This window comes from Devosia lucknowensis (assembly GCF_900177655.1).
GTDB classification, from domain to species: Bacteria; Pseudomonadota; Alphaproteobacteria; order Rhizobiales; family Devosiaceae; genus Devosia; species Devosia lucknowensis.
In genome coordinates this window covers 1908980-1933993 of the sequence record NZ_FXWK01000001.1, presented here as the reverse complement: position 1 = coordinate 1933993, position 25014 = coordinate 1908980, and the positions used below count along the sequence as shown (strand labels likewise).

Here is a 25014-nt window from a genome sequence, read left to right as displayed (position 1 = left end):
CTTGTGTGAATGAGCGGAGCAATGGAAACCACATTGGGGAAGGGTTTGAGCGAGCGCCTATGGCGAACGAAGGGGACCCGATTTGTAGCAATGGAGAGGCATAAAACAACAAACGTCGTCTCTATCACCACGATCGCTCTCCTATCTGTGTATGTGATCTGTACATCCCTTGTGCAGGTAGCATTTGCTTCGCAGTTATCAGATGACGCTGGAACGTGGTTGAATGTCGTAAATATCGCGCTTTCTATTCTGGTAATAGTATTCAGCTTAATTGAATGGGCGCGAGATCATGTTGGATCAGCTCAGATAATGAACGATTCGGGGCTTAAGCTAGGCGAAATATATGGTGCTCTATTCGCAAAAATTGAGGCCGGCACTCTTACCCCTTCCGAACTTGAAACCTTTGAAGCGAAGTATGCTTCTGCCTTGCGTGAGTCACGATTAAATCACCACGACGGCGATTATCTTCTTTTTAAACTGGATCGCTGGAGAGAGTTTCGATCAGATCACGAGTGGATGGAAAACGCACTGGCGCGGTGGGGCATCGGCAATTGGGTGCGGCTTAAATCGTATGGCCTTTATATACTGGCGATAGCTTTCTACCCGATGCTCGCGGTCCTAACTTGGCAGCATTTGTGGCGTCTGCCGGCAGGCTAGTCGTTATCAATGCAATGCCGCCGGCTGGAACGCATGGACATCTAGGCCTTTGGCGCGAGCCCCTTACCCTCTAGCAAGCCCTCGGCGCGGACAGCCTGCGGACAATGCGGACGGTGTGGGACTAGCGAATGTGAAAGGTGTTACGACACTTCGCCTTCAAAAGTGTCCAGTCCATTTCGCAAAGGCGCTTGACCTAGTCCCTGAGACTTGCCTGCCGTTCGAGCGTAGCTCTAGGGGCCTTCTCCACTCAAATTGCTCCACTGGAGCGATTTCGCCGCGTGGCGGCCGGGGCGAAGTAAGGCCCCCGGCGCTGCGCGCCGACTTCTCCCCCCAGAGGGAGATGACTACGAGACCTCGCCTTCCAACGTATCCAGTTCCATTTCGCGCAGGCGTTTGACTTCGTCGCGGAGGCGGGCGGCTTTCTCGAATTCCAGATTCGTCGCCGCTTCGCGCATCTCGCGTTCCAGGTCCTTGATAACAGTGGTGAGATTGTCGCCGGTGACGGTTTTTTCCTTGCCGTCCTTGCCCTTGCCGATACTAACCGTGACGTGGTCGCGTTCGGCGGTGGAGTCGATGATGTCGTTGATGCGGGCTTTCACCGATTGGGGCGTGATGCCGTTGGCCTCGTTATAGGCGATCTGTTTTTCGCGGCGGCGGTTGGTTTCGGCCAGGGCGCGTTCCATGGAGCCGGTCATATTGTCGGCATAGAGGATCACCTTGCCATCGACGTTACGCGCGGCGCGGCCGATGGTCTGGATGAGGGAGGTTTCGGAGCGGAGGAAGCCTTCCTTGTCGGCGTCGAGAATGGCGACGAGGCCGCATTCGGGGATGTCGAGGCCTTCGCGGAGGAGGTTGATGCCGACCAGCACGTCGAAGGCGCCGAGGCGGAGATCGCGGATGATCTCGATGCGCTCGATGGTGTCGACATCGGAGTGCATGTAGCGCACGCGGATGCCCTGTTCGTGCATGTATTCGGTGAGGTCCTCGGCCATTTTCTTGGTGAGGACGGTGCAGAGCGTGCGGTAGCCGGCCTTGATGGTCTGGCGGATCTCGTCGATGACGTCGTCGACCTGATGGGTGGCAGGGCGGATCTCGACCGGGGGATCGATGAGGCCGGTGGGGCGGATGACCTGTTCGGCGAAGACGCCGCCGGTCTGTTCCATTTCCCAGGAGCCGGGGGTGGCCGAGACATAGACCGATTGCGGGCGCATGGCGTTCCACTCCTCGAAGCGGAGGGGGCGATTGTCCATGCAGGAGGGGAGGCGGAAGCCGTATTCGGCGAGGGTCGCCTTGCGGCGGAGGTCGCCGCGATACATGGCGCCGAGCTGGCCGATGGTGACGTGGCTTTCGTCGACGAAGACCAGGGCGTTGTCGGGCAGGTATTCGAAGAGGGTCGGGGGCGGCTCGCCGGGCTTGCGGCCGGAGAAGTAGCGCGAATAGTTCTCGATGCCGGCGCAGGAGCCGGTGGCTTCCATCATTTCGAGATCGAAGAGCGAGCGCTGTTCGAGGCGCTGGGCTTCGAGGAAGCGGCCGGCGCCGTTGAGCTCCTGGAGGCGCGCGGCGAGCTCGGCTTTGATCTGCTTGATCGCCTGGTTCATCGTGGTGCGCGGCGTCACGTGGTGGGAATTGGCGTAGACGCGGATGAAGGTGAGGTCGGCGCTCTTCTTGCCGGTGAGGGGGTCGAATTCGGTGATCGACTCCACCTCGTTGCCGAAGAGCGAGACGCGCCAGGCGGCGGCTTCGTAGTGGGCGGGGAAGATTTCGACGGTATCGCCGCGCACGCGGAAGGTGCCGCGCACGAAGCCGGTATCGCCGCGCTTGTATTGCAGGGCGACGAGCTTGGCGAGCAGCTGGCGCTGGTCGATCTTTTCGCCCTTCTGCACGTCGATGGTCATGGCGGTATAGTCTTCCACCGAGCCGATGCCGTAGATGCAGCTGACCGAGGCGACGATGATGACGTCGTCGCGTTCGAGGATCGCGCGCGTGGCCGAGTGGCGCATGCGGTCGATCTGCTCGTTGATGGTGGATTCCTTCTCGATATAGGTATCGGTGCGCGGAACGTAGGCCTCGGGCTGGTAGTAGTCGTAGTAGGAAACGAAGTACTCGACCGCATTGTCGGGGAAGAAGCCCTTGAACTCGGAATAGAGCTGGGCGGCGAGGGTCTTGTTGGGCGCGAGGATCAGGGCAGGGCGCTGGGTCTGGGCGATGACCTGCGCGGCGGTGAAGGTCTTGCCCGAGCCGGTGACACCGAGCAGGACCTGGTCGGTCTCGCCATTGTTGACGCCCTCGATGAGTTCGGCGATCGCCGTAGGCTGGTCGCCGGCGGGCGTGTAGGCGGTGTCCAGGCGGAAGGGCTTGCTGGCGCCGCGCTTGCTGGGGCGCTCGGGGCGATGCGGCACCCAGGGCGCGGAGCCTTCCACTTCCTTGCGGCCATGGAGGATGATCTGCTCGAGGGCCTTCACCGTGGCGGTGACGCCGACGGTGGTGGCGCCGGACACGTCCTCGCCCTTTTTGGCCTTGTTCTTCCTGACCGAGGCGTCGAGCGCTTCGCGTAGCTTTGCCTGGGTTTCGGGATCGGCGGCGGCGGTGCGGGAAATGTCGCGGGCCGTCAGCGGCTTCGACGGCACGTGGCCGAAGCCGGCCTGCGGCGCTTCACCCATGCCATCGAAATCGACGCGGTCGACCGAATTGATCTTGGTCTTGCCGGTCTTCTTCGACATGCCGGTGGCGGTGTCGTTGTTGGACTTGGTGGTCCGGCGCTTTTCGAGTGCGGTCTTGGGCTCGGAGGCTGCCAGCTTCTCGGCGGCATCGGCGCGATCGAGGGCGCGCTTGTTCTTCATGCGCTCGGCATAGAGCGGCTTGGATGCGGCGATGTCCTCGGCCTTCTCGATCTCGCCGAGGAAGTCGTCGATGGAAAATTCGGCCTTGCCGGGGCGGGTCGATTTGGGGGCCATGGCGCGCTCGTGAGGGTCAGCAACAGGGGCGGTACAGATGAACCCATAGATGGGGACTCCGTCACGCAATGTCAGCAGGGGAATGGATCACGGTTGTTAGCACGATGCGAACGGAATGGGAACGGGGTGGGTTGCATCGGGACGTAATTCAGGGTTGCTCGGCGCGGGAGGCGCGGGAGGCGCGGGAGGCGCGGGAGGCGCGGGAGGCGCGGGAGGCGCGGGAGGCGCGGGAGGCGCGGGAGGGGTGAGACAGAGGAGGGGCCGCCTGGTCAGGTCGGCAGAGTTCGCCTAGCATTGGGTGCAGGGGGCAAAATGGGTTTTGGTGTTTTCATCCACCGGGCAGATTCGGTCTACGAGGACGACCCGGCGCGACAGTATCAGTTTCCGGCAATGTATTTGTCGCGGGCGACCAAGTTCATTGGCGACTGGATCATCTACTACGAGCCGACCAAAGTGCGGCGCTCCAAGGGATATTATGCTGTCGCCAAGGTCGAGAAGATCGTTGCGGACCCAAAGGCGCAAGGCATGTACGTCGCGCTGATTGAACCGGGCTCGTATCTCGAATTTGCCTCGCCCGTCCCCTTTGTCGTCGAGGACGGGGTGACAGAGACCGGCCTACTCAACGATGCGGGACGAAATTCCGGGCGGGCGCAGGCGGCAGTGCGACCGCTTTCTCCGCATGATTTCAGCCGGATTCTCTATCGGGGTCTGGTGGAGATGGACACGCTGCTGCCGCGCGTCGGTGTGGCGCTCGACAACGACATCGCGGCGCCCGAATTCGGCGAGGATACACAGGTACCGTTCGAGGCCGAACGGCAGCGGGTTGAGGGGCTGACGTCGCGGCTTGTGCGGGACAGGGTGTTTCGCCGCCTGATTCTGCGGGCCTATGACGAACGATGCTGCGTCACGGGCCTCAAACTGATCAATGGCGGTGGGCGTGCCGAAGTTGAGGCGGCCCATATACGGCCGGTGGAAGCGAACGGCCCGGACCGGGTGCAGAATGGGCTGGCGCTATCGGGGACTGTGCACTGGATGTTCGACAGGGGGCTGATCACTTTCAGTGACCAGCACGACATCATGGTGTCACGCCATGTGAATGATCGCGACAGCGTCGACGCATTGATCAATCGTACGGGCAGGTTGATAGCGCCGTCTGACGAGCGAAACTGGCCGCATCCGGTGTTTCTCGCCTGGCACCGCGAGAACAGGTTCAAGGTTTGAACCTGCTTGTCTGATGTGTGGCCGACATCCGGCGGCAGAAATACCGCCGGAACGCATGGGCAAGCGTGGAATGAAATACCGGTGCTCGCCTTCGACGCGGCCGGAGCGGGCGAGGCAGATGGTGGTGAGCGTTTCCAGAAGGGAGGCGCGTGAGGCGGCGCCTCATTTCATCCCCATTCGCAGGGTCGGGTGGGCTTTTGGGATGAAGGGAGTGCCCGGATGCGAAATGTTGTCGCCCTCGTTGTCATGCTGGCGCCGCTTGTCCTCGCCACGGCCGATGCGCAGGACGCGGTCGACCCGGCGCCGGTGGGACTGGCCGAAGCCCGGTCGGCGCTGCCCGACCATCGGCGCTATCAGGTGGATCTCCTGCCCAACGACATGAGCGCCGACCAGCAGACCCAGCTCGCCACCATGATCGGGGACGCGGCTGCGGGGCAGCATTTTTATGGCGCGGTAGTGTCCTATCGCCCGGCAGCGGGCGGCACGACCGAATACAAGATGCGGTCAGGGCTGCATTCGCGCGATGCCGCCAAGGCCGGCGCAATGGCCGATTGCGAAGCGGCGCGGGCTGCCGATGACGGTGCCTGCACGCTGATAGGGGAAATCGTGCCGGAGGGCTGGAGCGCCGACATGCCGGAGCTGAGCCACCTGGCGGTGCAGGCGCTGACGGAAACGGCAGCGGACCTGCCGGGTAATGTGGTGGTCGCGCGCTCGCGCGCCGGCGACGGGTTCGAAATCCGGTCGGGCGACGACGTGCGGCAGGCAACACTGACGGCCTGCAACGCGGCCAATGTCGTGGCCGGCCTGCCGGAGGATTGCGACATCGTCATCGACGACCTCGCGGGGCGCTAGTCCGAGCGGGGGAGCGCCGACGACGGCGGCAGCGGCACCCAGATGGCGCTGTCGGCATCGCCATACGGGACGGCGCGACCCTCCAGGGCACAGATGGCGATCCAGGCGCAGATGATGGCGTCAAGCGTGTCCTCGAAGCTCTTGAGCCGGGCGGCGGGTGCTGCAGGTTCGGGCAGGGGCAGGGCTTCCGTGGTGCCGGGAAGGACGGCATCGAGCGCGATCCGGATGTCATGCCACTGCGCAAGCAGCGCCGCGCGGCGGGCTGCGGGGGACAGGTGCGGCCAGTATTTGCCACGGTTGTGAGCCTTGTAGGGCAGGCGGCGCGGGGCGCCGGTCAGCTCGATCAGGGCGGGGTGGGGGTAGACCTCCAGCGTACCACGGCCGGTAACGGGACTGGCTGTCAGCAATGGGTAGCCGGCACGGGTAAGGCCATCGAGCATGGCCACGGCCAGGGGGCCCGGACGCAACGCGCCCGGACTGTGCGTGCCCGCGCCGCGCGCGCCATAAGCGCTGGATATGGCGTTGTCGCTGACCCGGCGAGCCGAGATCAGCGTGGCCATGAGGGGCATATCGATGGCAACAAGCGCGGGCGGAACACCGGTAATGGTCGTCGTGTCGGCAAGAAGGCGATGGGCGTCAAAGAGGGTTTCAGTCGAATTGCCGGCAAGGGTGTGGAAGGCGGCATAGGAGCCCGCCGCCGCGACCAGGCGCCAGCCGGCACCATCGTCCCGGGCTACGGCGACGCCGCTGGGGTTGCCTGGCGTCCAGGCCGCATCGATGCCAAGAACACTGCGCATGGTCAGAGTGTGCCGCAACGACGATGTTTCGTCATGTCCGTTGCGAACCTGACACGACGCTGACACTTCGCGACATGGAAATATAACAAGCTAATCAATGGTTTATTGAAACCATACCGGCCGGGGCGAGTTGGGTATGCAACGGCCGGATAGAAGCGCGCGTGTTTCGCCGGCCCCGCTCACAGGATATGGAAGGAAGCCTCGATGATCAGCCTTGTCTTGTTCGGACTGTGCTGGATCGCCGGTTGTATCGGCGCCGTGATCCTGCTGATGCCCAATGCGGAAACCGCGGCAGAGGATCTGCTCTCGCTCACTGAGCGGCAAGGGGAAGAGTTATCCTGACGCGCAGTCCACCGCTCTCGGAGGCGCTGAACTCCACCTGTCCGTTGTTGAGTGACAGGATTTCGTAGGCGATGGCAATGCCATGGCCGTTTCCTGGAACTGCCTCATCGAAGCGACGTCCACGTTCGCCCAGTTGCGCCAGTCGTTCGGGCGGAATGCCCGGGCCATCGTCGATGACTTCGAGACAGACGCCGTGCGCGGCGAGAGCGGTCTTGACGGTCACGCGTGTCGTCGCCCATTTGCTGGCGTTCTCCAGGATGATCCCGACCAGTTCGATAAGGTCCTGGCGATGGATGTCCACCTGCCAGTCCTTGGCCAGTTCCGCTACCCAATGCAGGCCTTCGCCACGCCCGGTTTTCTTGAGCACGGTGATGGTGCGCAAGATGGCCGAATTGAGCGAGGCACTTTCACCAAGGTCGGTCTTTCGCAGCCGGAGGGCGCTGAGGCGCATCTGGTAGTCGACGCGCTTCGACATCTCGAAGGCGAGGTCGTCGATCAGGTCAGCTTCGGAGACGCTGCCGTTTTCGCGCACGCGCAGGGCGATTCCATGCAAGGCGGCCAGAGGGGTCTTGAGACCGTGGGCCAGATCCGAGGCACGCTCCCTGGCGCGCAGGATATTTGCTTCGCGCTCGTCGAGGAGGGCATTGACCTCGGCGACCAAGGGTTGCACCTCGCGTGGGAAGCCATCGCCCAGACGAGACTGCCGACCCTGCCTGATGTCATCGACGGCTCGCCGCACGCGGTCGAGGGGACGCAGACCCAGCCAAAGCTGCAACCATGCCGCCACCAGGATGACTGCGCCGAGAAGGATGAGCAGCCGAATGACATCGTGCTGAAAGGCCGTGGCCGCGCGATGCACCGGCTCGTGGTCCTCGCCGATCGAGATCCGGAGACTCCGGCCCGCAGCCTCGATGGTGCGGCTGAGATAGATCAGGTGGAGATCCTGTGTGCCGATGTAGTGATCGAGCGTGTAGTCGGCGCTGGAATCATCGGGCAAGGTCACATCCCAGAGGGATCTCGAGCTGATGCGCTCGCCCGTTTGCGTGTCGACCAGCTGCCAATATCGACCGCCCAGAGGCGTATCGTATCGCGGGTCGGGCATGGGCGCGGTCAAGGCGAGATCGGCTGACTGCAGGTCGATCAAGGCGACCAGACGGGTCATGGCGGCCTCGAGATCGTCGCGAACGCTTCGCTCCATCGTGGTGACGAACAGGTATTGGAGGACAAAGGCCGCCGCCGCGAGCGAGCCGATGACCCAGAGAACCGACAGCCCCATGAGCCGGAGCTTGATGGATACGCGGCTCAATAGCCTTCACCGAGCATGTAGCCGAAACCGCGCCTGGTCTTGATGACATCGGGCGTGAGCCGCTTGCGGACGCGGGCCACCAGGACCTCGACCGCATTGGAGTCCCGTTCGTAGTCCTGGCGATAGAGGTGTTCGGTGATCTCGAGCTGGGAGACCACCCGGCCCCGATTGTGAAGAAGATAGGAGACGAGCTTGTATTCCTGAGGGCTGAGATCGAGCGGCATGCCCTCTTCGGTCACCTGCTGGGTGCGGGTATCGAGCTCGTAAGGACCGAATGGAATGCGGGCGGTGGCGTGTCCGCCGGCGCGACGGATAAGGGCGCGCAGGCGCGCTACGATTTCCATGATGTGGAAGGGTTTGACGACGTAGTCGTCGGCACCGGCTTCGATGCCTTCAACCCGTTCCTCCCACTGGCCGCGGGCGGTGAGAATGAGGACCGGCATCGAGAGGTTGGCCCGACGCCAGCGTTTCAACACGGTGAGGCCATCCATCTGCGGCAGGCCGAGGTCAAGGATGACCGCGTCGAATGTTTCGCTTTCACCCCGGAACAAGGCCGCTTCGCCGTCGCGTTCGACCTGCACGGTGAAGCCTGATTTTTCAAGTGCAAGCTGGATGGACTGGGCGATCTGGTCGTCATCTTCGCACAGAAGGATGCGCATCATTCGCTCCCGATATAGACGCCGGAGCGTGCGTAAAAATACTGGATGGACAAGCGGCCGGAGTCGTCCAGAACCTTGAGGGCATAGACGAGCATGCCGCGCACCCGAAGCAGATTGGCGTCGACAATTTCGCCGCCATTGCGCTGGTGGACCGCTTCGCCGAAGTCGGCAAGCGACATGGCCTGACGGGACGCGACCGCATCGCGCACCTGATCGCCGGACAAGGTAATGGCACTGACCGGCGGCGGCCCCCCTTGCGGAGGCGAAGCGGCAGGCGGAACGAAGGCCGGTGGTCGGGCTGATCCGATTGGCGAAGGGGTGGCCGGTGCCGCGCCGCCTGATCCGCCACCGGCAGGTAATGATGGCGACGACTGGCCGGGAGCGTTGCCGCTGTTGCCCGGGCTGCCCGCCCCTCCCTCACCCGGGGCATTGCCGCTATTGCCGGGAGAAGTGCCGCTGTTGCCGGGGGCATTGTCCGAACCGTTGCCGTTATTGCTGTTCGACTGGCCGGGCGCATTGCCGCTATTGCCGGGACTATCGCTGCCGCCATTGCCAGGAGCATTGCCGCTGTTGCCGGGCGAACTGTCCGAGCCGTTACCGTTGTTGCCGTTGGACTGGCCGGGCGCATTGGCGCTGTTTCCCTGCGCCAGCGCAGGCGCGGCGCAGGCGAGCGCTAGACAGACGACGATGACGTAACGCAGGTTCATTGGAGCCAGGATAAGACTTGCTTGCTGACAAATCGCTTACAGCGGGACGAAGCGCTTCATCAGCGGGGTCGTGCTAGCTTTGGGTCGTTGGCGTCCGCCCATGCTGGAATGCGTCGACGAACGAGGCCCTGGCTGCCGGCACCCCGCCCCCCATTTTGTCGTCAGCCAGGGCCGCGCTTTCCCCGCTCGCCCAATGCCGTGTCCTACCGCTGGTCGGACGCTTCGGTGGCCTGAACCGAAGTGACCGGGTTGAGGCCATTGAGGACAGTATTCACTGCCGAAAGATCCTTGGGCAGAAAAACGAGAATGCCGAGACAAGCCAGGATGGCTGCTCGAAACCGGCGCTGCCTCTGCTGTCGCTGCTGATAGGTAAAGTACATAATCAAGCCCTTAAATGAAACGAGGCGACGCCGATCGGTGCAATCGGCGTCGCCATGACCTGACGTCATCTGACGCCTGAGCGTCAGGTCGATGGAACGCTTACCGGACCACGTAAACGATCTGGCGGGTGCCTGGATCCACCAAAACTGCCTGTCCGTTGATATAGACGTAGCGGTAGTTGTAGTCGGGGATGGTCTGCAGGGTGACATTGTCCGGCACGCCGGCGCCGATCACCACTTCACCGTCGAGATAGACCGGGTCGATGGGATTGGACGCGACATAGGTGCGTGCGGTTTCCGGTGGGTCGATGATGGCACCGGCCGTGCCGCCACTGGCCGCGCCGATGGTGCCACCCACGGCGGCGCCGATGGGGCCGCCGACGAGAGCGCCGATGACCGCGCCGCTGGCTGCGCCAACTGCGGCGCCGCCGGCTGCCGAGCCGTCATCGGTATAGGTGACGGTGCTGAGGCCGACATCGGCATAGCGGTCGGTGAGCACCACCACGTCGCCGGACAGATCGGCCGTGAGGTAGTCGGAATAGGCCCAGCCTTCGACGCCGTTGTAGTTGACGCGGCACCACTTGCTGCCCTGGAGGCAGCCATCGACGACGGTGGTGTCACCCGAGGCGATGAAGCCGACGGATGCGTATTGCGGCCCCGGGCCGGAGCGGATGTTGAGTTCGGCGGTCGCGGTGGCCGAAGCCGACTGCGCGAAAGCCATGCCGGTAAGGGCGGTGGTGGCGATGATGGCGCCTGCGGCGACCTTGAAAATGCGGTTCATGGAAAATTCCTCCTTGCGACGGACGAAGCCGCCGGGTCTTCGATGCGTGGCGGCGTTATTCGGTGACCGTCACATTGGGCAGATCGACGTTGACGGCGTCGCCATCGCTGGTGATGCCGCCATTGACGAGCCAGAGGATGAGCAGCACCGCGACGACGGCGGCGATGATGCCGCCGATGAGGCCGGCCGGGCTGCCGCCGCCGGTCACCACGGTTTCGCGGTGCACAGGCTGTTCGATGATGGTTTCGCGTTCGATGGACATGGATTGTCTCCGATACATCTGTGATGCGGAAACAACGCGCGCATGTCGGTCTGGTTTCGCTAAGTGACTGAAATATATATTATATTTCAATGTATACGGATGTCAGCGTGTTGTCAGCTGCGCGTGGCGAACCACAAGGTGTGGCGATCGCCCTTGCCGTTGTTGCGCGCCCGGACGGTGATTTCGTCCACCTGCATGCCGGTCTGCCTGAGGCGTTTGGTAAAGCGCGCATCGGGGTGGGATGACCACACCGCGAGATGCCCGCCGGGCGTGAGGGCAGCGCGCGCCGCTGCCAGGCCCGCGGCGCCGTAGAGGCGGTCGTTGGCGGGTCGAAAGAGCCCGTCGGGTCCGTTGTCGACATCAAGGAGGATGGCGTCGAAGGGCTTGCCGCCGCCGATGGCCGTGGCGACATCGCCCAGATGGATGCTGACGCGCGGATCGTCGAGGCTGTCGCCGTGCAGCGGCCGGAGCGGGCCGCGGGCCCATTCGACGATTTCGGGAACAAGTTCGGCGACGACTATGGCGCTGTCCGCGGCAAAGCACTTGAGAGCTTCTCGCAGGGTGAAGCCGAGGCCGAGGCCGCCGATGAGGATGCGTGGGGCCGGCCGCGCGCCGAGGCGGGCGGCAGACATTTTGGCGAGCTGTTCCTCGGAATTGCTCATGCGGCTGTTCATCAGGGTGACGACGCCCGACATGACGGAGAATTCGCTGCCCCGCTGCATCAGCGTCATCGGGCCGCCGCCGGGCATGGTGGTCTCGCCGAGCTTTTGCCAGGGCAGCATGGGAATTCTCCTCGTTGGGACAATGGGGGTATCCCATCGCGAACCGTTTTGCAGCTTTTTGTTGGCAGAATTGTCGAAACGGCGGTGCGGTCTCCGTCGCTTGGGCAAAGGGCTGCATGGTGCGCCCGGGGGATACGAGAATGAAAATTGCTGGTTGGATTCTGAGTGTGTTGATCGCGCTGTTCCTGGCAGGAGCCTCGGCGACGCCGAAAATCCTCGGGATGGAGGCGGCCATCGAGCCCATGCAGGTGGTGGGCTGGCCGACCAAGTACATGCTGCTGATCGCGGCCATCGAAATCGGCGTGATGGTGCTGTTCCTGATCCCGCGCACGGCGCTGCTCGGCGCAGTGCTGACGACGGGTCTGCTGGGTGGATCGCTGGCGGCGAACCTGCGGGTGGACAATCCGCTGTTCAGCCACACGCTGTTTTCGATCTATCTGGGGATCGCGGTCTGGGTGGCGCTGTGGCTGCGCGAGGAGAAGGTGCGGCAAGTCTTTCCGTTCGTCGCCCGCTAATCACGCGCAGACGATCTCAAATCGCCGCAGCGGTTTAAGGGAGTGTCAGCAGTTTTGTTCTATCGAACATGAGCATGGCACTGAAGTTTGTGGAAGACTCGGTCAATCTGTCGGAGATCGGCTTTCTGGTAGCCGATCCGAGCGATCTTTATCGCGAGTTATTCCGCCGCCTCCTGTTCGGCTTCGGCGCCAAGGCGGTGCATGAAGCGAGCGAGGCCCAGACCGCGGCCCGGTTGCTGACCGACCGGGACGTGGATTTCCTGATCGTTGCCGCCGACCTGCCGGCGCCGGGGCGCGAGCGGCAGCAAGCCAATGGCATCGAATTCGTGCGAGCGATCCGGCTCGATACCAGGCATATCCGGCGTTCGATCCCCATGGTGATCACCATGGGTACGGCCCGGCGCATCAGCGTGCACGAGGCGCGCGATTGCGGCGCCAATTTCGTGCTGTCCAAACCGGTGGCGCCGGTGGTGCTCTACGACCGCATCAACTGGATCGCCCGTCGGCCACGGCCATTCTGGGAAAGTCCCACCTATTACGGACCGGACCGCCGGTTCCGGGAAGACGAACACGAGGGCGTGCCGAAGCGGCGTCAGGGTGACGCCGGGGCCGACGCGACGCTGGAGGATGCCGATGTCTGATGCAGTGACAGGCCGGCTGGTGACCGTCAGCACCAAGTTCCAGCGCGAAGCGCTGCGGCCGGGCGGCATCAATCGCAGTGGTGCGAATGCGGCTTCGGACCGATCGGTCAAGGCGATGAAAGCGGACGTGGAAACGCAGATCGAGGCCGCGATCGTGCCCCTTGTGACGCTGCTGCAGGACTGGGTGCCGGCGCAGGCGGCCAAAGGCTGCGGCTGGGCGGCTTCGACGCGCGACCTCGCCGGACTTGCAGGCCGGCATCTGCTCACCGAAGTGGCGATGCATGCCTTTGACTGCCTCGACGCCGTCATGATCGACGGCGTGGATATGCGGCAGGACGAGGCGAAGGTCTATGCCGATGCGCTGGTCTTCGCGCAGCAGGACATGTGCCGGGGTAACGATATCGAGCCGTTCCGGCCGCTGCTCAAAAATCTCAAGACGCTGACCGACCGGATCGTGGCTCGCGCAATGCCTGCCGAGGCGGCGCGCTGATTTTCCAGCGCGCCGGCCGGTTCAGAGGCGATCGGGCATGAAGATGATGACCGCAAACAACAGCACGCCGACGAAGGTGACGATCGAGGCGCCGGCGACGACGGGCACGAGCGCCGTATTGCCATCGAGCATGAGGTAGAGCGAGGCGCCCATGACGGTGACGCCTACGACGTAGATGAAGTATTGCAGGCGGGGCAGCAGACCCGAGGCCTTGCCCGGATTGAGCGCGAGATAGGTGCCGAACAAGGCGCTGGTGACCCAGCCGAGCAGGTTGATATGGGCATGGGCGCCGACGACGGCGTGGTTTTCGCTCATCGACATGTAGATGCCGATGCAGATGCCGGCGATCAGGAACAGGATGGCCGTGCGGAAATAAACATGTGCCAGGCTTGGCATGATGGAAGTCCCCCAGGACGTGGCGAGCGCCGGGATGGCGACTCTTGGCGCCGGGCACAAGATATCATGCCGCCGTTATTGTGTAGCGTGCGCCGTTTTGCGGCCCGGATGGCATAACGACAAAGTATTGACAGGTTTAGGATTTGGCCTAGCCTAGACCGCTTTCAGATCGGGCAATTGCATGGCGGAATGGTTGTTTTCAAGCGGGGGCTGCTCGTGGTCGCACCGTTTCGCACAATCGGACCGGCTGCGCTTCCGGCATGGCGCAGTGCGTGCCTATGTCGAGGAAACCCAGGTTCTGCCCGGCATCTGGCTCTATCGGGGCGAGGCGTCGGCCAATTGCCGTTTCCAGATGGATGTCGGCGATCAACAGCGCGAAGGCAGGATCGTCCTGGGCAGCGTGCTTTCAAGCCGGGGCCTCGTGACCATGGATGGCTGCGAGGAATTGCCGTGGCGCGACGAGGGGCGGTTCTATGCGATCTCGCCCACCGATCGGCGTTGCCATTATGAAATCGATGCCGAGCGCGGATGGCGGTCGGTGGCGGTACGGGTGGAGCGCGAAGCCATGGACATGCTGGGCGCCGATACGAAACTGCCCACGACGGTAAGCGATGTGCTCGATCAGCGGCGGGACGACGTGGCGGACATGGGCGCCTTGCCCGGTTCGGTCGGCCGGCTGAGCCAGGCGCTGCTGCGCCAGCCGTTCGAAGGTGGCATGGGGCGGCTGTTCATGCAGGCCAAGGTGCTGGAGTTGCTGGCCCATCAGTTTGCGCATCTGGGGTCTTGTCCCGACCCGCAGACCCTGTCGTCGCCTGAGCAGAAGAAAGTGCGGATGGCGCGTGATCTGATCCTCGCCAATCTGCGCGAGCCGCCCGATCTCGAAAGCCTCGCGGCATCGGTCAGGCTCTCGTCCAAGAAGCTCAATCGCGGGTTTCGGGATCTCTATGGCACCACTGTCTTTTCCTATCTGCACGACGCGCGGCTCGATGCGGCCCGGGCGGCGCTGGAAAGCGGATCACCCCTGCCGCTCAAGCAACTGGCGTGGGACCTCGGATATGGCCAGGTCAGCAATTTCGTGACCGCCTTCCGCCGCAAGTTCGGCGTGACGCCGGGCGGTCTGCGCGACGGGCATTATGCGACCCGGAAATGATTATGACTGATCCGACGCAGCGTTGAGCGATATCCCACGCTCTCCTAGTTCGCAAAGCCGGTCCTTCGGGGCCGGCTTTTGCTTTCGGGGAGACTTTCATGACTGCGCATTCTTTTGGCATCCGGAAACGGCGGAACGAGGGGAAGTGGCTGCTGGCCTGCATGCTGATGGGGACGACGGCGCTTGCCATGACCCCGAAAGCAGAAGCAAAGGAGTTGGGGCTGACGGCGTCCGATTTCCTTGTTGTCGCCATCAATGGCCGCGGCACGCTGTTTGCCGGTAACCGCAATAATCTGGCCTATATCGGGGACCTGGACGGCAATTTCAGGCAATTGCCGGGTCTCGGCGGCACATCCATGACTGCGATGGATATCAACCTCGGCGGTAACGTCGTCGTGGGCTACGGCAGCAATGCAGACGGTCGCAACCGCGCCTTTCGCGCCACCGGCGATGTCAGTGCCGTCACCACGACGGATCTGGGCACGCTCGTGCCGACGATCAACACCGCCTCGAGCATTGGCTTCGGCGTATCCGACGACGGCTCCCGAGTGGTCGGCTACTCGGCGTGGCAGGGGATCATGCGCGGGTTCGTCTGGATCGACGGAGCCACGGGTGGTGTCGTCGGCAATGAGCAGATGTACGCACTGGATGGCCTTTCGGGCGGCTATAACCGAAGTTCCGCGCGGGCGATCTCGGGCGACGGACGCTATGCCGTCGGCTGGAGCGACGGCGCCGGGATCATTGAAATCGCGACCCGCTGGGATCTGAGCGGTATCCCCGGCGGCGGCGCGGCGACTGCCGAAAGCCTGGGCTCCATCACCGGCATGACCGGAAATTCCTATGCGAGGGCCGTTTCGGGTGACGGATCTGTTGTCGTTGGATCGTCGGTCGATGCCGACGGACGGTACCGGGCCTTTCGCTGGCGGGAAGGCGCGACGGATGGCGTGGCCGACAATCTCCAGATGCGCGACCTGGGCGACCTCGGCGGCCAGAATGCCAACGCGAACGCGGTATCGCGCGACGGACGCTGGGTGGTCGGGGACAGCGAAGATGCCCAGGGCGACGCACAGGCGTTTCGCTGGTCGGAGGCCGATGGCATCGAGTCTATTTCAGGCTGGCTCGAACGGCAGGGCATTTCGACGACCGGCTATACATTGAATTACGCCAGCGACATTTCCGACGACGGCTCGGTTGTGGTTGGCGAGATGTATGACGATGAAGGCGACTGGTTCGGCTATCTCGCACGCGGCGAGAGCGAGGCGCATGGCGCGGGGCTGATGAACATCGCGGAGTATCAACGCTCCCTGTATTCGGCTGCCGGAATAGCCAGCATGGGAGAGTTTTTGACGTGGCTGCCGATGAATGGCGCTCACCATCGGCCGCTGATGCTCAGCCCCGATCTCGCGGGCGACATGTGTGCCTGGGCGACCGGCGATTTCGCCTATCACGGTCCTTCATCCACGGGACTGGCGCTGGCCGAGGCCGGCGCCTGTACCGACCTTGCCGGTGGTTCGGTGCGGATCGGTGGGGCCGTGGGCACGTCAGGCTCGTGGCAGCAGCTGGCCCTTGGCGGCTCGGCGCGGATGCAGGGGCAGTATGTGCTGAGCGAAATCGACTGGCAGCCTGATGGCACGCCCCTCTTACTTTCGCTGACCGGCATGCTCGGTGGTTACCAGGCGCATATAGATCGCGCCTACTCGAACGGCGCGGCGACAACCCTGTCGAGCGGGGACACCAATGCGGTCGGCGGCGTCGTGCGGCTGCGCGCCGACTGGCTGGATGCCGCAACCATCGGCAAGACCAGCATCAGCCCATACGCCTCCCTGGGCTTGGGCGGGCTGCATGTCAGCGGCTATACGGAAAGCGTCGGACCTTTCCCGGCCGTGTTCGACGCACAGACCATAGGACATGCAGACCTGCGGCTAGGCGTGACTGCGGTGACCGAGCTCTCGAGCCAGACGACGCTATCGACCACATTGGAAGTGGCCCATCGGACGGGTGACGCGTCGCGCGCTGCCGGTACGGTCCAGGGGCTTTTCGATTTCTCGCTGGGCGGCGGCAGCACATCGCAGACCTGGCTTCGCGCCGGCGCCGAGCTCGACCACGAAATCACCGACAGCATGTCGCTTTCCGCATCGGTTCACCTTGCGAGCAATGGTCGCGATCCGTCCGTCGCCGCTTCGGTCGGCCTCAAGGGAGCGTTGTGATGAACTTCCTCTGTCTCACAGCAACCTGCCTCTCGCTTGCCGTGGGCGCCTTGAGCGCAACCCTTGTCGCCATGGCCCTGCCGGTGCCCGCCAGCGCCCTGGAGATCCGGGAGGCGGAGGCAGTGGTCGCGGTCATGGACGTGCTGACCGAGGACATGGGCGAACCCATGGTCACCGATGCAGCAGGGATCTTCTACGACTATGACGCCTATAGCGGCGCTCTGATCCCCGATGCAGGGTTCGACAGGGCAGGGTGGATCGCCGCCTATGATGCGGTGGCGGCCGGATATCTCGCCATGCTTTCGCAGGCGGAGTTCGATGCGATCTTCACCGGACCGCTGGCCAGGCTCGAAGCCTCGCGCCTTCCGGAGGACCAGAAGGCCGAGATGCGCAGCCAAGTCGACGCGCTCAAGGCCGAGGCCGCTTCGGTGCGCGCCATCGGGGCGGCGCATGCGGAGGTGGTTCGTCCGCTGGAAGGCCGGCTGCGAGTGCTGTTCGGGAGCGGCGACGCACAGTGAACCGATAACGGTCACGCATCCGGTCGCCGCGGTGTTTTTCCTCCCTTTTACCGCCCGGCGACCGGGCATGCGAAAGGCGCCGCCCAATGGGCGGCGCCTTGATTTCAATCAAGCGGGGTCAGAAGGCCTGGAAGCTCGAGATCGCGTTGTTGTAGCCCCCAAGCAATGGCTTGTCGGAGGCGATCGTGGTGCAGGCGCCGCTGTAGAAATTGTCCAAGCAGACGGTGACCTGGGCGCCGCCCTGAAGCTTGATGGAGGAAATGGAGTCGTTCCATCCGCCGAGCAGATTGGGGTCGTCGGTGCCGGCATTGACGCAGAACTGGGCGCCGCTGAAGTTGTTGCCCTTGAAGAAGCAGACCTTGGCGGGCACGGGGACGGGCGCTGGCGGCGGTGCATCGCCGATGCCGAACGAGAAGCTCGGTCCGCCGGAGCCGACCGTCATGCCGAAGTTGAACGGAATGTCGGGCTTGGACTGGCCGCCACCATTGCCCTGGTAAGGGGCGAGATAGTTTTTCGAAGCCCAGCCGTCGGTGCCGGAGGCGCGATCAACAAAGCACCATGAACCCTGGCACTGCTTGACGTCGACGACTTCGCCGGCTGACAGACTACCCACCTTGGCGTAACCGGTGCCAGGACCAGTGCGGACATTGACGCTGCTGGTGGCGTAGCCGGGCGCGGCCAGGACCGCGATGGTGGGCACAAGCGAAATGGCGGCGATAGCGGCGCCGAAGACGATGCAAGACTTGGACATTCTGATTCCCTCAGTGACTGTTTACGGCGCCCTCGGGCGTTCCGTTTCTGAGGGACAAGAAGCACCCATGCCGCTGAACCGGCGCTGAATGTGGCGTTTAGGTGGCGGATAGGCGTGGGCGACGGTTGTCAGTAGACGCGGATCGACGACAGGTTGCGCGACAGCAACGGGTCAAGGACAGGTTCGCTGGACACGATCCGCTCGCAATAGGACTGGAAGCCCCGGTCGCGGCAGATGGCGGCGCTGGTGGGGACAATCACCTCGATGGAGCGGATGCGATTGTCCCATCCCCAGGTGGCCAGATCGGTGAAGACTTCACCCGTGCCGGCGCAGAAGGAGCGGCCGGAATAGTTTGCGCCCTCATAAAAGCACATGCTGCCGCCGGCCAGATCGGGCCAGGTGTTATCACCGTCGAACAACGGCCAATGCGGATCCTTGCCGAAGTCGAGCGCGCCATTGCCGGTCCAGCCCCGGCCGCCGGGGCCATCGACCATGCACCAGTGCTTCTGGCAGCGGAGGATCTTGATGGCCACCTCGCCGGGGATTTCGCCGGTGACCGCGTATTGGGCGCCGGGTCCACTGCGCAGCACCAGCGTTTCGCGGCTCCAGCCGTGGCTTCCGGCTTCCGATCCGGCAGATGCGGAGGCCGCAGGCAGCAGCGTGAGGGCAAGGGCAAGGCCAAGTGCAGCGAGTGAGCGCATGAGGAGATCCCGGATTTGAACATCGGTGAGGTTAGCGCGGAAATGACGCCGCGCAAAGCAAAGCGCCGCCCCTTGGGAGGGCGGCGCCATGTTCAGCGCTGAAAGTGCATCAGCGGGTGCGGATGGAGGCGATGTAGTCGTCGAAGTCACCCAGCGAGGAGGCGCTGGTGGTGTAGGTGCGGCAGGAGCGATAGTTGGGCTCCGAGCAGACCTGGACTTCGTAGCCGCCCGGGTTGTCGATAGAGGAAATACGGTCGGTCCAGCTGCGCAGGTCGCGGGTCGATTCACCCGGGGTCATGCAGAAGCTGTCGCCGCGGAAGCGGGCGCGATCGTAGAAGCAGATTTCGTCAACCGGCTGCACGACGGGCGGGCGCGGGCCAGGACGCGGCGGCTGGGGCTGCGGCTGGTTGCCGACACCGATGCTGATCTGCGGGCCGTTCGGGCCGCCGACCGTGAAGCCGAAGCTGAGGCCAGGGTTGGACGGATTGACCGGACGACCGCCAGCGGTGAGGTAGGTGGACGACACCCAGCCATCGGGACCGGGCTTGGAAATGTAGCACCACGAACCCTGGCACTGCTGCACGTCTACCTGCTGACCCGAACGGGCCACGTCGACGACGGCATAATTGGTACCCGGACCGGAGCGAACGTTGACATTGCTGGTCACGGTGCCCGGCGCAGCATAGGCGGCGGGCAGGAAAACAACCACGGCCGCTGCTGCAACGGCGACGCCGGTGGCCATGTTCAAAAGATTTTTGCGGGTCTGACGATGCATGACATGCTCCCTCAGGCTTGGCCGATCCGGTCCCGGACATCCGGGACAACGCTGTGCGGTAGCCGCGCCGGTTAGTTTCTTACTCCAGAAACGGAGTCTTGTTGAAAAGAGTTCCGGCTTCTACTTGGCAGTCCCCAAAGTTCCTGCAAGCGACCGGCCGGTTGCTTGCGATTAAGCAGGGGCTGGCTGAACGCAGTCTGAACGGGATTGTCAGCTTTGGGGAATGGCGCGCTTCTGGCCGCTGTCGTCGAGAGAGACGTAGACGAAGCGGGCCTCGGTGACCTTGGTGCGATCGTCGAGCCGGTTGCGGCGTACCCAGGCTTCCAGGCCGATAGTGATCGAGGTGGTGCCGACCCGCTCGACGCTGGCATAGACGCACAGCACGTCGCCGACCTTGACCGGGGCGATGAAGGTCATGCCTTCCACGGCGACCGTGACGACGCGGCCCTTGGCCCGCTCGACCGCGGCAATGGCGCCGGCAATGTCCATCTGGCTCATCACCCAGCCGCCGAAAATGTCGCCGGCCGGATTGGTGTCTGCCGGCATGGCGAGGGTGCGGATGGTGAGGGCGCCCGTGGGCTCGGTGGTGTCGGTGTGCATGGTGTCAGGGTCCCTTTACCGGCCAGCGGCCAACGGCTTCTTCCCAATGCTTGCGGCAGAGGGACAGGTAGACGGATTTCTCGATCGAGACCTGGTCGCCATCGGTCAGGACGCGCCCGGACATGTCCTGGCGCACGACCATGATGGCCTTGGCGCCGCAGGTGCAGATGGTGCGGATTTCGCGCAGGGCATCGGCCACGGCGAGCAGCTCCATGGAGCCGGGAAAAAGCTTGCCCTGGAAATCGGTGCGCAGGCCATAGCACATGATCGGGATGCCGAGCCGGTCGGCCACGCGGGCGAGTTGCCAGACCTGGTCGCGCGTGAGGAATTGCGCCTCGTCGACGAAGACGCAGTCGACCTTGGATTCCTCGTGATTGTCGCGGATGGACTGATAAAGATCATCGCCCGCGGCGTAGAGTTCGGCTTGTTCGGCGATGCCGATGCGCGAGGTGATGAGGCCGACCCCGCCTTCGGCATAGAGCGCGGAGGTGTAGAGCAGCGGACGCATGCCGCGCTCTCGATAGTTGTAGGCGGCCTGCAGCAGCAAGGTGGATTTGCCGGCATTCATCGCCGCATAGGAAAAATAGAGCTTTGCCATGGTCGCGCCTGAGGGATCGCTCCTGTTTTGGCGCAGGGTCGGCCGGGGCGCGAGGGGCTATCGGGCGCACTCCACAAAAAAAGGCCGCCCGGAGGCGGCCAAGACCGACTTGGATCGGTTTGGACGACCGGGCTTGGCGAAACCGGGCCGTCCGCTGACGGCGCGGCGTTGGGGACGCGGGGCCGACATATCCGGGCCCTGGGGGAGGCCGGGATCGCCAGACCGTAACCGGCCAGGATGACGACGGCGTGACGGTCTTACCAATGGCAGCGCGGATGGCGTATGAGCGATGTTCAGCTTGGGTTCAGGTGTCAGATCGCACTGTCGTGCCACACTATCGCAGAGGTTTCAGATGCCCGCCTTTCGTCGCGTTTTCGCCATTGCCGCCTTCGCTGCCGCATCCATCGCGCCGGCATTCGCTTCGCCAGTGGGTATGTGGGAAATCGAGATGCGGGACTCCCGCTATGACGTGCAGCTTTGCGGGGACGGAACGCAGCTTTGTGCGGAACTGGTGTGGCTGGGCAATGGCGCAGACAATGCCGAGAACCTGCCCTACATGAACACGCTGCTGATCGACCATGCGCGGCAGACCCGCCCCAACCAGTGGAAGGGCGAGCTGCATATCTATGGCCAGAAGGCTGCGGGCACGATCACCCAGGTCAGCGCCGACCAGATTACCCTCAAGGGCTGCGTGGCGCTCGTCATCTGCAAGACCTACCAGATGTATCGCTACAACCAGTAGACGGGCTGCGCCGTCAGTTAGCGATGCGCGGCTCGTGCATCTTGCGCCGGGCCAGTAGCGCCGGGACGGCCTCGACGAGCACGATGGCGCAGAAGATCAGCGTGGCGCCGGCATAGCCGACCAGAGGCAGGCGCTCGCCGAGCAGCAGGGCACCGCCAATGGCCGCGAAAAGGCTTTCCGCGGATAGAATGATGGCGGCATTGGCCGGTGGCACGTGCTGCTGACCGATGGCCTGCAGCGTGAAGGCAACGGCGGTGGACAACACCGCGGCATAGGCAATCTCGAGCCAGCCGGCCGATATCGCGGCGATGGTCGGCGTTTCGGTAGTGAGCGCGAGGGTGCTGGCGAGAACGCCGGCGACCAGGAAGCTGATGGCCGACACGAAAATCGGCAGGCCGGTGAGCCGGGCGATGTGACCGAGCAGGACAACATGCATGCCCCAGAAGAGCGCGCTGCAAACGACGAGCCAGTCGCCGCCGTTGAAGCTTGCGAGGCCGCCGCCATTGAGGAAATAGATGCCGACCAGGGCCAGCGGTACGCCCACGAAGATGATCGGGTGGGGGCGGCTGCGGAAGATCAAGAAGCCCAGGAGCGGGACGAAAAATACGTAAAGGCCGGTGAGGAAGCCGGCATTGGTGGCGGTGGTGGTGGCAAGACCTGCCTGCTGCAGCCACGAACCGAGGAAGAAGGCGCCGCTCATCGCCAGTATGAGCGTCCAGTGGTGGGCCGTGAGCCTGACACCCTTGCGCCGAAGCTCGTTCAGCGCCAGCGGCAGGACAAGAAGACCGCCGATAAGAAAGCGCACGCCGGTGAAGGTGAGCGGCTCCATCGCATCCATGGCCGATTTCTGCGCGATGAAGGCAAAGCCCCAGAACATGGTGCAGATCAAAAGCAGCAGCGAGGCGACGAGGCGGGACATGGGGATGGCGTTCCGTGGAGCCGATCTACGAGCCTATTGCGGGCCGTCCTCGGCTTGACCCGAGGACTTCTGGCGGCAAGCGCCTAAGCGTCGGTGTCCGTTGATGTTGGCCCTAGGGTCAGGCCCGAGGGGGCACGGTGGGTTAAATGGCGTTCAGAGTTCCGCGTCGAGCGCCCGGATGAGCTGCTGGATTTCTTCGGGGCTAGTGTAGTGCACGAAGGAGAGGCGGAGCACGCCGTGGTTGACTGGGTCGATGCCAAGCGACTCCAAGAGACGCACGGCGTAAAAATTGCCGCCGGAGGCCATGACCCCGTGGTGGGCCAGGCGCGGCGCGATGTCGATGCCCGGTTCGCCCGCGAGGATCGAAATGGTGGGCGCGCGGAGCTCGGGATCCGAAGGGCCGATAAGACGGATATCGTTGCGGGTGCGCAGATAGTCGAGCAAGGGACGCGCGAGCGCGATTTCCTGGGCGCGCATGGCAGTATGGGCGCGGCGGAACGGGTCGCTGCCGTCCAGGGTCGCAGGCGCAAGATCGGCGACGCGTTCGAGATAGTCGACGATGCCTGCCGTGGCTGCGATCTGCGCATGGTCCGGACCCGCCGGCGTCAGGCGATAGCGCAGCTTGGTGTCATTGAAGTAATGGCCCTGATTGGGCAGGGCGCGCGCCAGTTCGGGGCGAATGGCCATGATGCCCTGGTGAGGGCCATAGGTCTTGTAGGCAGAGAAGAAATAGATGTCGGCGCCCAGTCCCCGGAGGTCAGGCAGACCATGCGGGGCATAGCTGACGCCATCCACTGCCAGCACCGCGCCAACGGCGTGCGCCCGCTCAGCTACATCGGCGACGGGATTGATGTCGCCCACGATATTGGAGCAGTGCGGCACGGCCACGAGCTTGACCTTGTTGTCGAGCAGCGCATCCAGCGCCGGCAATGACAGGCGGGCGGTCTCGGTATCGACCTTCCACTCGCGCACTTCAATGCCGCGATGGGCGAGTCGACGCCAGTTGCCGGTATTGGCTTCATGGTCCTGGTTGGTGACGACGATGGCGTCGCCGGGCTTGAGCCACGCGCCGAAGGCATTGCCCAAGACATAGGTGTTTGCCGAGCTCGACGGACCGATATGGATCCAGTCGCTGGAGACATTGAGCGGGCGCGCCAGACGCTCGTAGGCGTGATCCATGAGGCGACCGGCTTCTTCGGATGCCGCATAGACGCCGTAGGGCTGGACCTTGGTCGCCCGGTAATAGCGGTCAAGAATGTCCAGTGTCGCTTGGGCCGTGTAGGAGCCACCGGCGTTTTCGAAAAAGGCCTGGCCGGAAAGGCTCGGCTCGGAAAAGGCCGGAAACAAGGCGCGAATGCGCTGGGGATCGAGCGGGAGAACGGTCATGACATGCCTGAACAAACAACCGTTCCACTGGTAGTCGAGACGCCAGCAAAAGCAAGCCCCGGCCGTTGAGGACCGGGGCCGGCGGCACACCTTCCGGGGCAGGAAGGGCCGCATCGATCCGCCCGATGAGGCCGGCGGATCACGCAAGTGGGACCGGGTTAGCGGTTGCCCGGACCCATTGGACGCTGGGCATCGCCGCCATGCCCGGGACGGAAACCGCCCTGATGCCGTTCAGCACCTGCGTGCCGCTCGCCGCGCGCCGGCATCAGTTCAGCCTTCTGCTCGTCGGTAAGGCTATCGAAGAAGGCTGTGAAGGCCGGCTGGACGGCTTCATGCGCGGCAAGGCGCGCCTTGTCGAGCGCGATCCGATTGTTGAAGCGCTCGGAAATGTCGGGTGCGACGGCAGCTTCACCCTCGGCGGGCGGCGTCGGGCGGAGGCCTTTAGTGGCCGTTTCAAACTCGGCTGCGGCGGCAAGCGCATCGGTCTTGAGCGTGTCGAACAGCGTCGTCTGGTCGTCGGACAGATCGATGGCATGGCTGAGGCGCACGATAGCGACTTCGATGGCCTCGGCGCCACGGTCGACATCGAAGAGGCCAGCCGGTCCGCCCATGCCGCCATGGCGCGGGCCAGGACCATTGCGCAAGTTGCGATCAGCGCCCGGGGCGGGCATCGTGTTGTCGGGAGCAGCGGGTTGTTCGGCCGCCGGTGGAGCGAGATTGTCCTGAGCCAGGACTGGCGCGACGGCGCCAAGGCCGATGGAGGCGGTCATCAGAGCCACGATGGCGGTGGTGGAAATCGTCTTCAAGGTCATTCATCCTTTGCATGGGATTGGCCGGTAACCGGCACTGCGATGACCATAGGCAAGCCGACGTGGTCGTGACCTTGCGAGAGGATGAAGAGTTGGAGAGATTGGTAATGTACGGG

General features: G+C 63.8%; 29 protein-coding genes. 11 read left to right on the top strand and 18 right to left on the bottom strand.

What is annotated here, in order from left to right:
• Positions 1 to 21 precede the first annotated feature (21 nt).
• Positions 22 to 657, top strand: coding sequence for an SLATT domain-containing protein (locus tag CCK88_RS18235; RefSeq protein ID WP_170926412.1), 636 nt, complete (start codon positions 22 to 24; stop codon positions 655 to 657).
• A gap of 344 nt (positions 658 to 1001) precedes the next feature.
• On the opposite strand, the gene uvrB is transcribed toward CCK88_RS18235, so the two are convergent.
• Positions 1002 to 3317, bottom strand: a complete 2316-nt coding sequence (gene uvrB / locus CCK88_RS09480) for an excinuclease ABC subunit UvrB (RefSeq protein ID WP_086470894.1) — start codon at positions 3315 to 3317, stop codon at positions 1002 to 1004.
• A 606-nt stretch (positions 3318 to 3923) separates the two neighbouring features.
• Here uvrB and CCK88_RS09475 point away from each other — a divergent pair.
• Together CCK88_RS09475 and CCK88_RS09470 are read left to right on the top strand one after the other, a co-directional pair.
• Complete coding sequence (locus CCK88_RS09475) at positions 3924 to 4832, top strand: HNH endonuclease (protein WP_086470193.1); 909 nt, start codon at positions 3924 to 3926, stop codon at positions 4830 to 4832.
• A gap of 219 nt (positions 4833 to 5051) precedes the next feature.
• Positions 5052 to 5684: a hypothetical protein gene (locus CCK88_RS09470; protein WP_086470192.1), complete on the top strand. Its 633-nt coding sequence runs from the start codon at positions 5052 to 5054 to the stop codon at positions 5682 to 5684.
• On the opposite strand, the gene CCK88_RS09465 is transcribed toward CCK88_RS09470, so the two are convergent.
• Entirely contained in the window at positions 5681 to 6481 is an 801-nt protein-coding gene (locus tag CCK88_RS09465; RefSeq protein WP_086470191.1) for a DUF429 domain-containing protein, read from the bottom strand. The genes CCK88_RS09470 and CCK88_RS09465 overlap by 4 nt on opposite strands.
• Before the next feature lie 204 nt (positions 6482 to 6685).
• On the opposite strand from CCK88_RS09465, the gene CCK88_RS18425 reads away from it, so the two are divergent.
• A complete protein-coding gene (locus CCK88_RS18425) occupies positions 6686 to 6823 on the top strand; it encodes a hypothetical protein (protein ID WP_170926411.1) in 138 nt (45 codons plus the stop codon).
• Here CCK88_RS18425 and CCK88_RS09460 read toward each other — a convergent pair.
• The 7 genes from CCK88_RS09460 to CCK88_RS09435 all read right to left on the bottom strand — a co-directional run bounded on the left by CCK88_RS09460 (position 6792) and on the right by CCK88_RS09435 (position 11700).
• The gene (locus tag CCK88_RS09460) at positions 6792 to 8129 is read right to left on the bottom strand and encodes a sensor histidine kinase (RefSeq protein ID WP_086470190.1); all 1338 of its coding nucleotides are present in this window, start codon (positions 8127 to 8129) and stop codon (positions 6792 to 6794) included. The two genes, CCK88_RS18425 and CCK88_RS09460, sit on opposite strands and share 32 nt — an antisense overlap.
• Positions 8126 to 8788 (bottom strand): response regulator transcription factor, encoded by a 663-nt coding sequence (locus CCK88_RS09455; RefSeq protein WP_086470893.1) that lies wholly within the window; start codon positions 8786 to 8788, stop codon positions 8126 to 8128. The genes CCK88_RS09460 and CCK88_RS09455 overlap by 4 nt, the downstream gene beginning before the upstream one ends.
• Positions 8788 to 9495, bottom strand: coding sequence for a PepSY domain-containing protein (locus CCK88_RS09450; protein WP_086470189.1), 708 nt, complete (start codon positions 9493 to 9495; stop codon positions 8788 to 8790). Before CCK88_RS09450 ends, CCK88_RS09455 begins: the two co-directional genes overlap by 1 nt.
• Before the next feature lie 203 nt (positions 9496 to 9698).
• A complete protein-coding gene (locus CCK88_RS18420) occupies positions 9699 to 9875 on the bottom strand; it encodes a hypothetical protein (RefSeq protein ID WP_170926410.1) in 177 nt (58 codons plus the stop codon).
• 100 nt (positions 9876 to 9975) lie between these two features.
• Entirely contained in the window at positions 9976 to 10656 is a 681-nt protein-coding gene (locus CCK88_RS09445; RefSeq protein ID WP_086470188.1) for a DUF1236 domain-containing protein, read from the bottom strand.
• Positions 10657 to 10711: 55 nt separating this feature from the next.
• Positions 10712 to 10918: a hypothetical protein gene (locus CCK88_RS09440; protein ID WP_086470187.1), complete on the bottom strand. Its 207-nt coding sequence runs from the start codon at positions 10916 to 10918 to the stop codon at positions 10712 to 10714.
• 113 nt (positions 10919 to 11031) lie between these two features.
• Positions 11032 to 11700, bottom strand: a complete 669-nt coding sequence (locus CCK88_RS09435) for a spermidine synthase (protein ID WP_086470186.1) — start codon at positions 11698 to 11700, stop codon at positions 11032 to 11034.
• A 140-nt stretch (positions 11701 to 11840) separates the two neighbouring features.
• Between CCK88_RS09435 and CCK88_RS09430 the strand changes: the two genes are divergently transcribed.
• The 3 genes from CCK88_RS09430 to CCK88_RS09420 all read left to right on the top strand — a co-directional run bounded on the left by CCK88_RS09430 (position 11841) and on the right by CCK88_RS09420 (position 13346).
• The gene (locus tag CCK88_RS09430; RefSeq protein WP_086470185.1) at positions 11841 to 12215 is read left to right on the top strand and encodes a DoxX family protein; all 375 of its coding nucleotides are present in this window, start codon (positions 11841 to 11843) and stop codon (positions 12213 to 12215) included.
• 74 nt (positions 12216 to 12289) lie between these two features.
• On the top strand, positions 12290 to 12856 hold the full coding sequence (locus CCK88_RS09425; RefSeq protein WP_170926409.1) for a response regulator: 567 nt from the start codon (positions 12290 to 12292) through the stop codon (positions 12854 to 12856).
• Complete coding sequence (locus tag CCK88_RS09420) at positions 12849 to 13346, top strand: hypothetical protein (RefSeq protein ID WP_086470183.1); 498 nt, start codon at positions 12849 to 12851, stop codon at positions 13344 to 13346. Before CCK88_RS09425 ends, CCK88_RS09420 begins: the two co-directional genes overlap by 8 nt.
• A 21-nt stretch (positions 13347 to 13367) precedes the next feature.
• On the opposite strand, the gene CCK88_RS09415 is transcribed toward CCK88_RS09420, so the two are convergent.
• Positions 13368 to 13742 carry a hypothetical protein gene (locus tag CCK88_RS09415; protein ID WP_086470182.1) on the bottom strand — a complete coding sequence of 125 codons (375 nt, stop codon included), beginning with the start codon at positions 13740 to 13742 and terminating at the stop codon, positions 13368 to 13370.
• 181 nt (positions 13743 to 13923) lie between these two features.
• On the opposite strand from CCK88_RS09415, the gene CCK88_RS09410 reads away from it, so the two are divergent.
• The 3 genes from CCK88_RS09410 (at position 13924) to CCK88_RS09400 (ending at position 17617) form a co-directional block, all read left to right on the top strand.
• Positions 13924 to 14892 carry a helix-turn-helix domain-containing protein gene (locus CCK88_RS09410; protein WP_086470181.1) on the top strand — a complete coding sequence of 323 codons (969 nt, stop codon included), beginning with the start codon at positions 13924 to 13926 and terminating at the stop codon, positions 14890 to 14892.
• A gap of 98 nt (positions 14893 to 14990) precedes the next feature.
• A complete protein-coding gene (locus CCK88_RS09405; protein WP_086470180.1) occupies positions 14991 to 17099 on the top strand; it encodes an autotransporter domain-containing protein in 2109 nt (702 codons plus the stop codon).
• Positions 17099 to 17617 carry a hypothetical protein gene (locus CCK88_RS09400; protein WP_086470179.1) on the top strand — a complete coding sequence of 173 codons (519 nt, stop codon included), beginning with the start codon at positions 17099 to 17101 and terminating at the stop codon, positions 17615 to 17617. Before CCK88_RS09405 ends, CCK88_RS09400 begins: the two co-directional genes overlap by 1 nt.
• A gap of 118 nt (positions 17618 to 17735) precedes the next feature.
• Here CCK88_RS09400 and CCK88_RS09395 read toward each other — a convergent pair whose 3' ends face one another.
• The 5 genes from CCK88_RS09395 to CCK88_RS09375 form a co-directional block, all read right to left on the bottom strand.
• On the bottom strand, positions 17736 to 18368 hold the full coding sequence (locus CCK88_RS09395; RefSeq protein WP_086470178.1) for an SH3 domain-containing protein: 633 nt from the start codon (positions 18366 to 18368) through the stop codon (positions 17736 to 17738).
• Positions 18369 to 18496: 128 nt separating this feature from the next.
• On the bottom strand, positions 18497 to 19069 hold the full coding sequence (locus CCK88_RS09390) for a peptidase inhibitor family I36 protein (RefSeq protein WP_170926408.1): 573 nt from the start codon (positions 19067 to 19069) through the stop codon (positions 18497 to 18499).
• 109 nt (positions 19070 to 19178) lie between these two features.
• Complete coding sequence (locus tag CCK88_RS09385; RefSeq protein ID WP_086470176.1) at positions 19179 to 19844, bottom strand: SH3 domain-containing protein; 666 nt, start codon at positions 19842 to 19844, stop codon at positions 19179 to 19181.
• Positions 19845 to 20054: 210 nt separating this feature from the next.
• The gene (gene yciA, locus CCK88_RS09380) at positions 20055 to 20444 is read right to left on the bottom strand and encodes an acyl-CoA thioester hydrolase YciA (protein WP_086470175.1); all 390 of its coding nucleotides are present in this window, start codon (positions 20442 to 20444) and stop codon (positions 20055 to 20057) included.
• A gap of 4 nt (positions 20445 to 20448) precedes the next feature.
• Positions 20449 to 21042 (bottom strand): thymidine kinase, encoded by a 594-nt coding sequence (locus CCK88_RS09375; protein WP_086470174.1) that lies wholly within the window; start codon positions 21040 to 21042, stop codon positions 20449 to 20451.
• A 352-nt stretch (positions 21043 to 21394) separates the two neighbouring features.
• Between CCK88_RS09375 and CCK88_RS09370 the strand changes: the two genes are divergently transcribed.
• The gene (locus CCK88_RS09370) at positions 21395 to 21784 is read left to right on the top strand and encodes a DUF2147 domain-containing protein (protein WP_086470173.1); all 390 of its coding nucleotides are present in this window, start codon (positions 21395 to 21397) and stop codon (positions 21782 to 21784) included.
• A gap of 13 nt (positions 21785 to 21797) precedes the next feature.
• Here the strand turns inward: CCK88_RS09370 and CCK88_RS09365 are convergent, their stop codons facing one another.
• The 3 genes from CCK88_RS09365 to CCK88_RS09355 all read right to left on the bottom strand — a co-directional run bounded on the left by CCK88_RS09365 (position 21798) and on the right by CCK88_RS09355 (position 24895).
• Complete coding sequence (locus CCK88_RS09365; protein WP_086470172.1) at positions 21798 to 22703, bottom strand: DMT family transporter; 906 nt, start codon at positions 22701 to 22703, stop codon at positions 21798 to 21800.
• A gap of 153 nt (positions 22704 to 22856) precedes the next feature.
• Positions 22857 to 24089 carry an aminotransferase class V-fold PLP-dependent enzyme gene (locus tag CCK88_RS09360; RefSeq protein ID WP_086470171.1) on the bottom strand — a complete coding sequence of 411 codons (1233 nt, stop codon included), beginning with the start codon at positions 24087 to 24089 and terminating at the stop codon, positions 22857 to 22859.
• 158 nt (positions 24090 to 24247) lie between these two features.
• Positions 24248 to 24895 carry a Spy/CpxP family protein refolding chaperone gene (locus CCK88_RS09355; protein ID WP_170926407.1) on the bottom strand — a complete coding sequence of 216 codons (648 nt, stop codon included), beginning with the start codon at positions 24893 to 24895 and terminating at the stop codon, positions 24248 to 24250.
• Positions 24896 to 25014 lie beyond the last annotated feature (119 nt).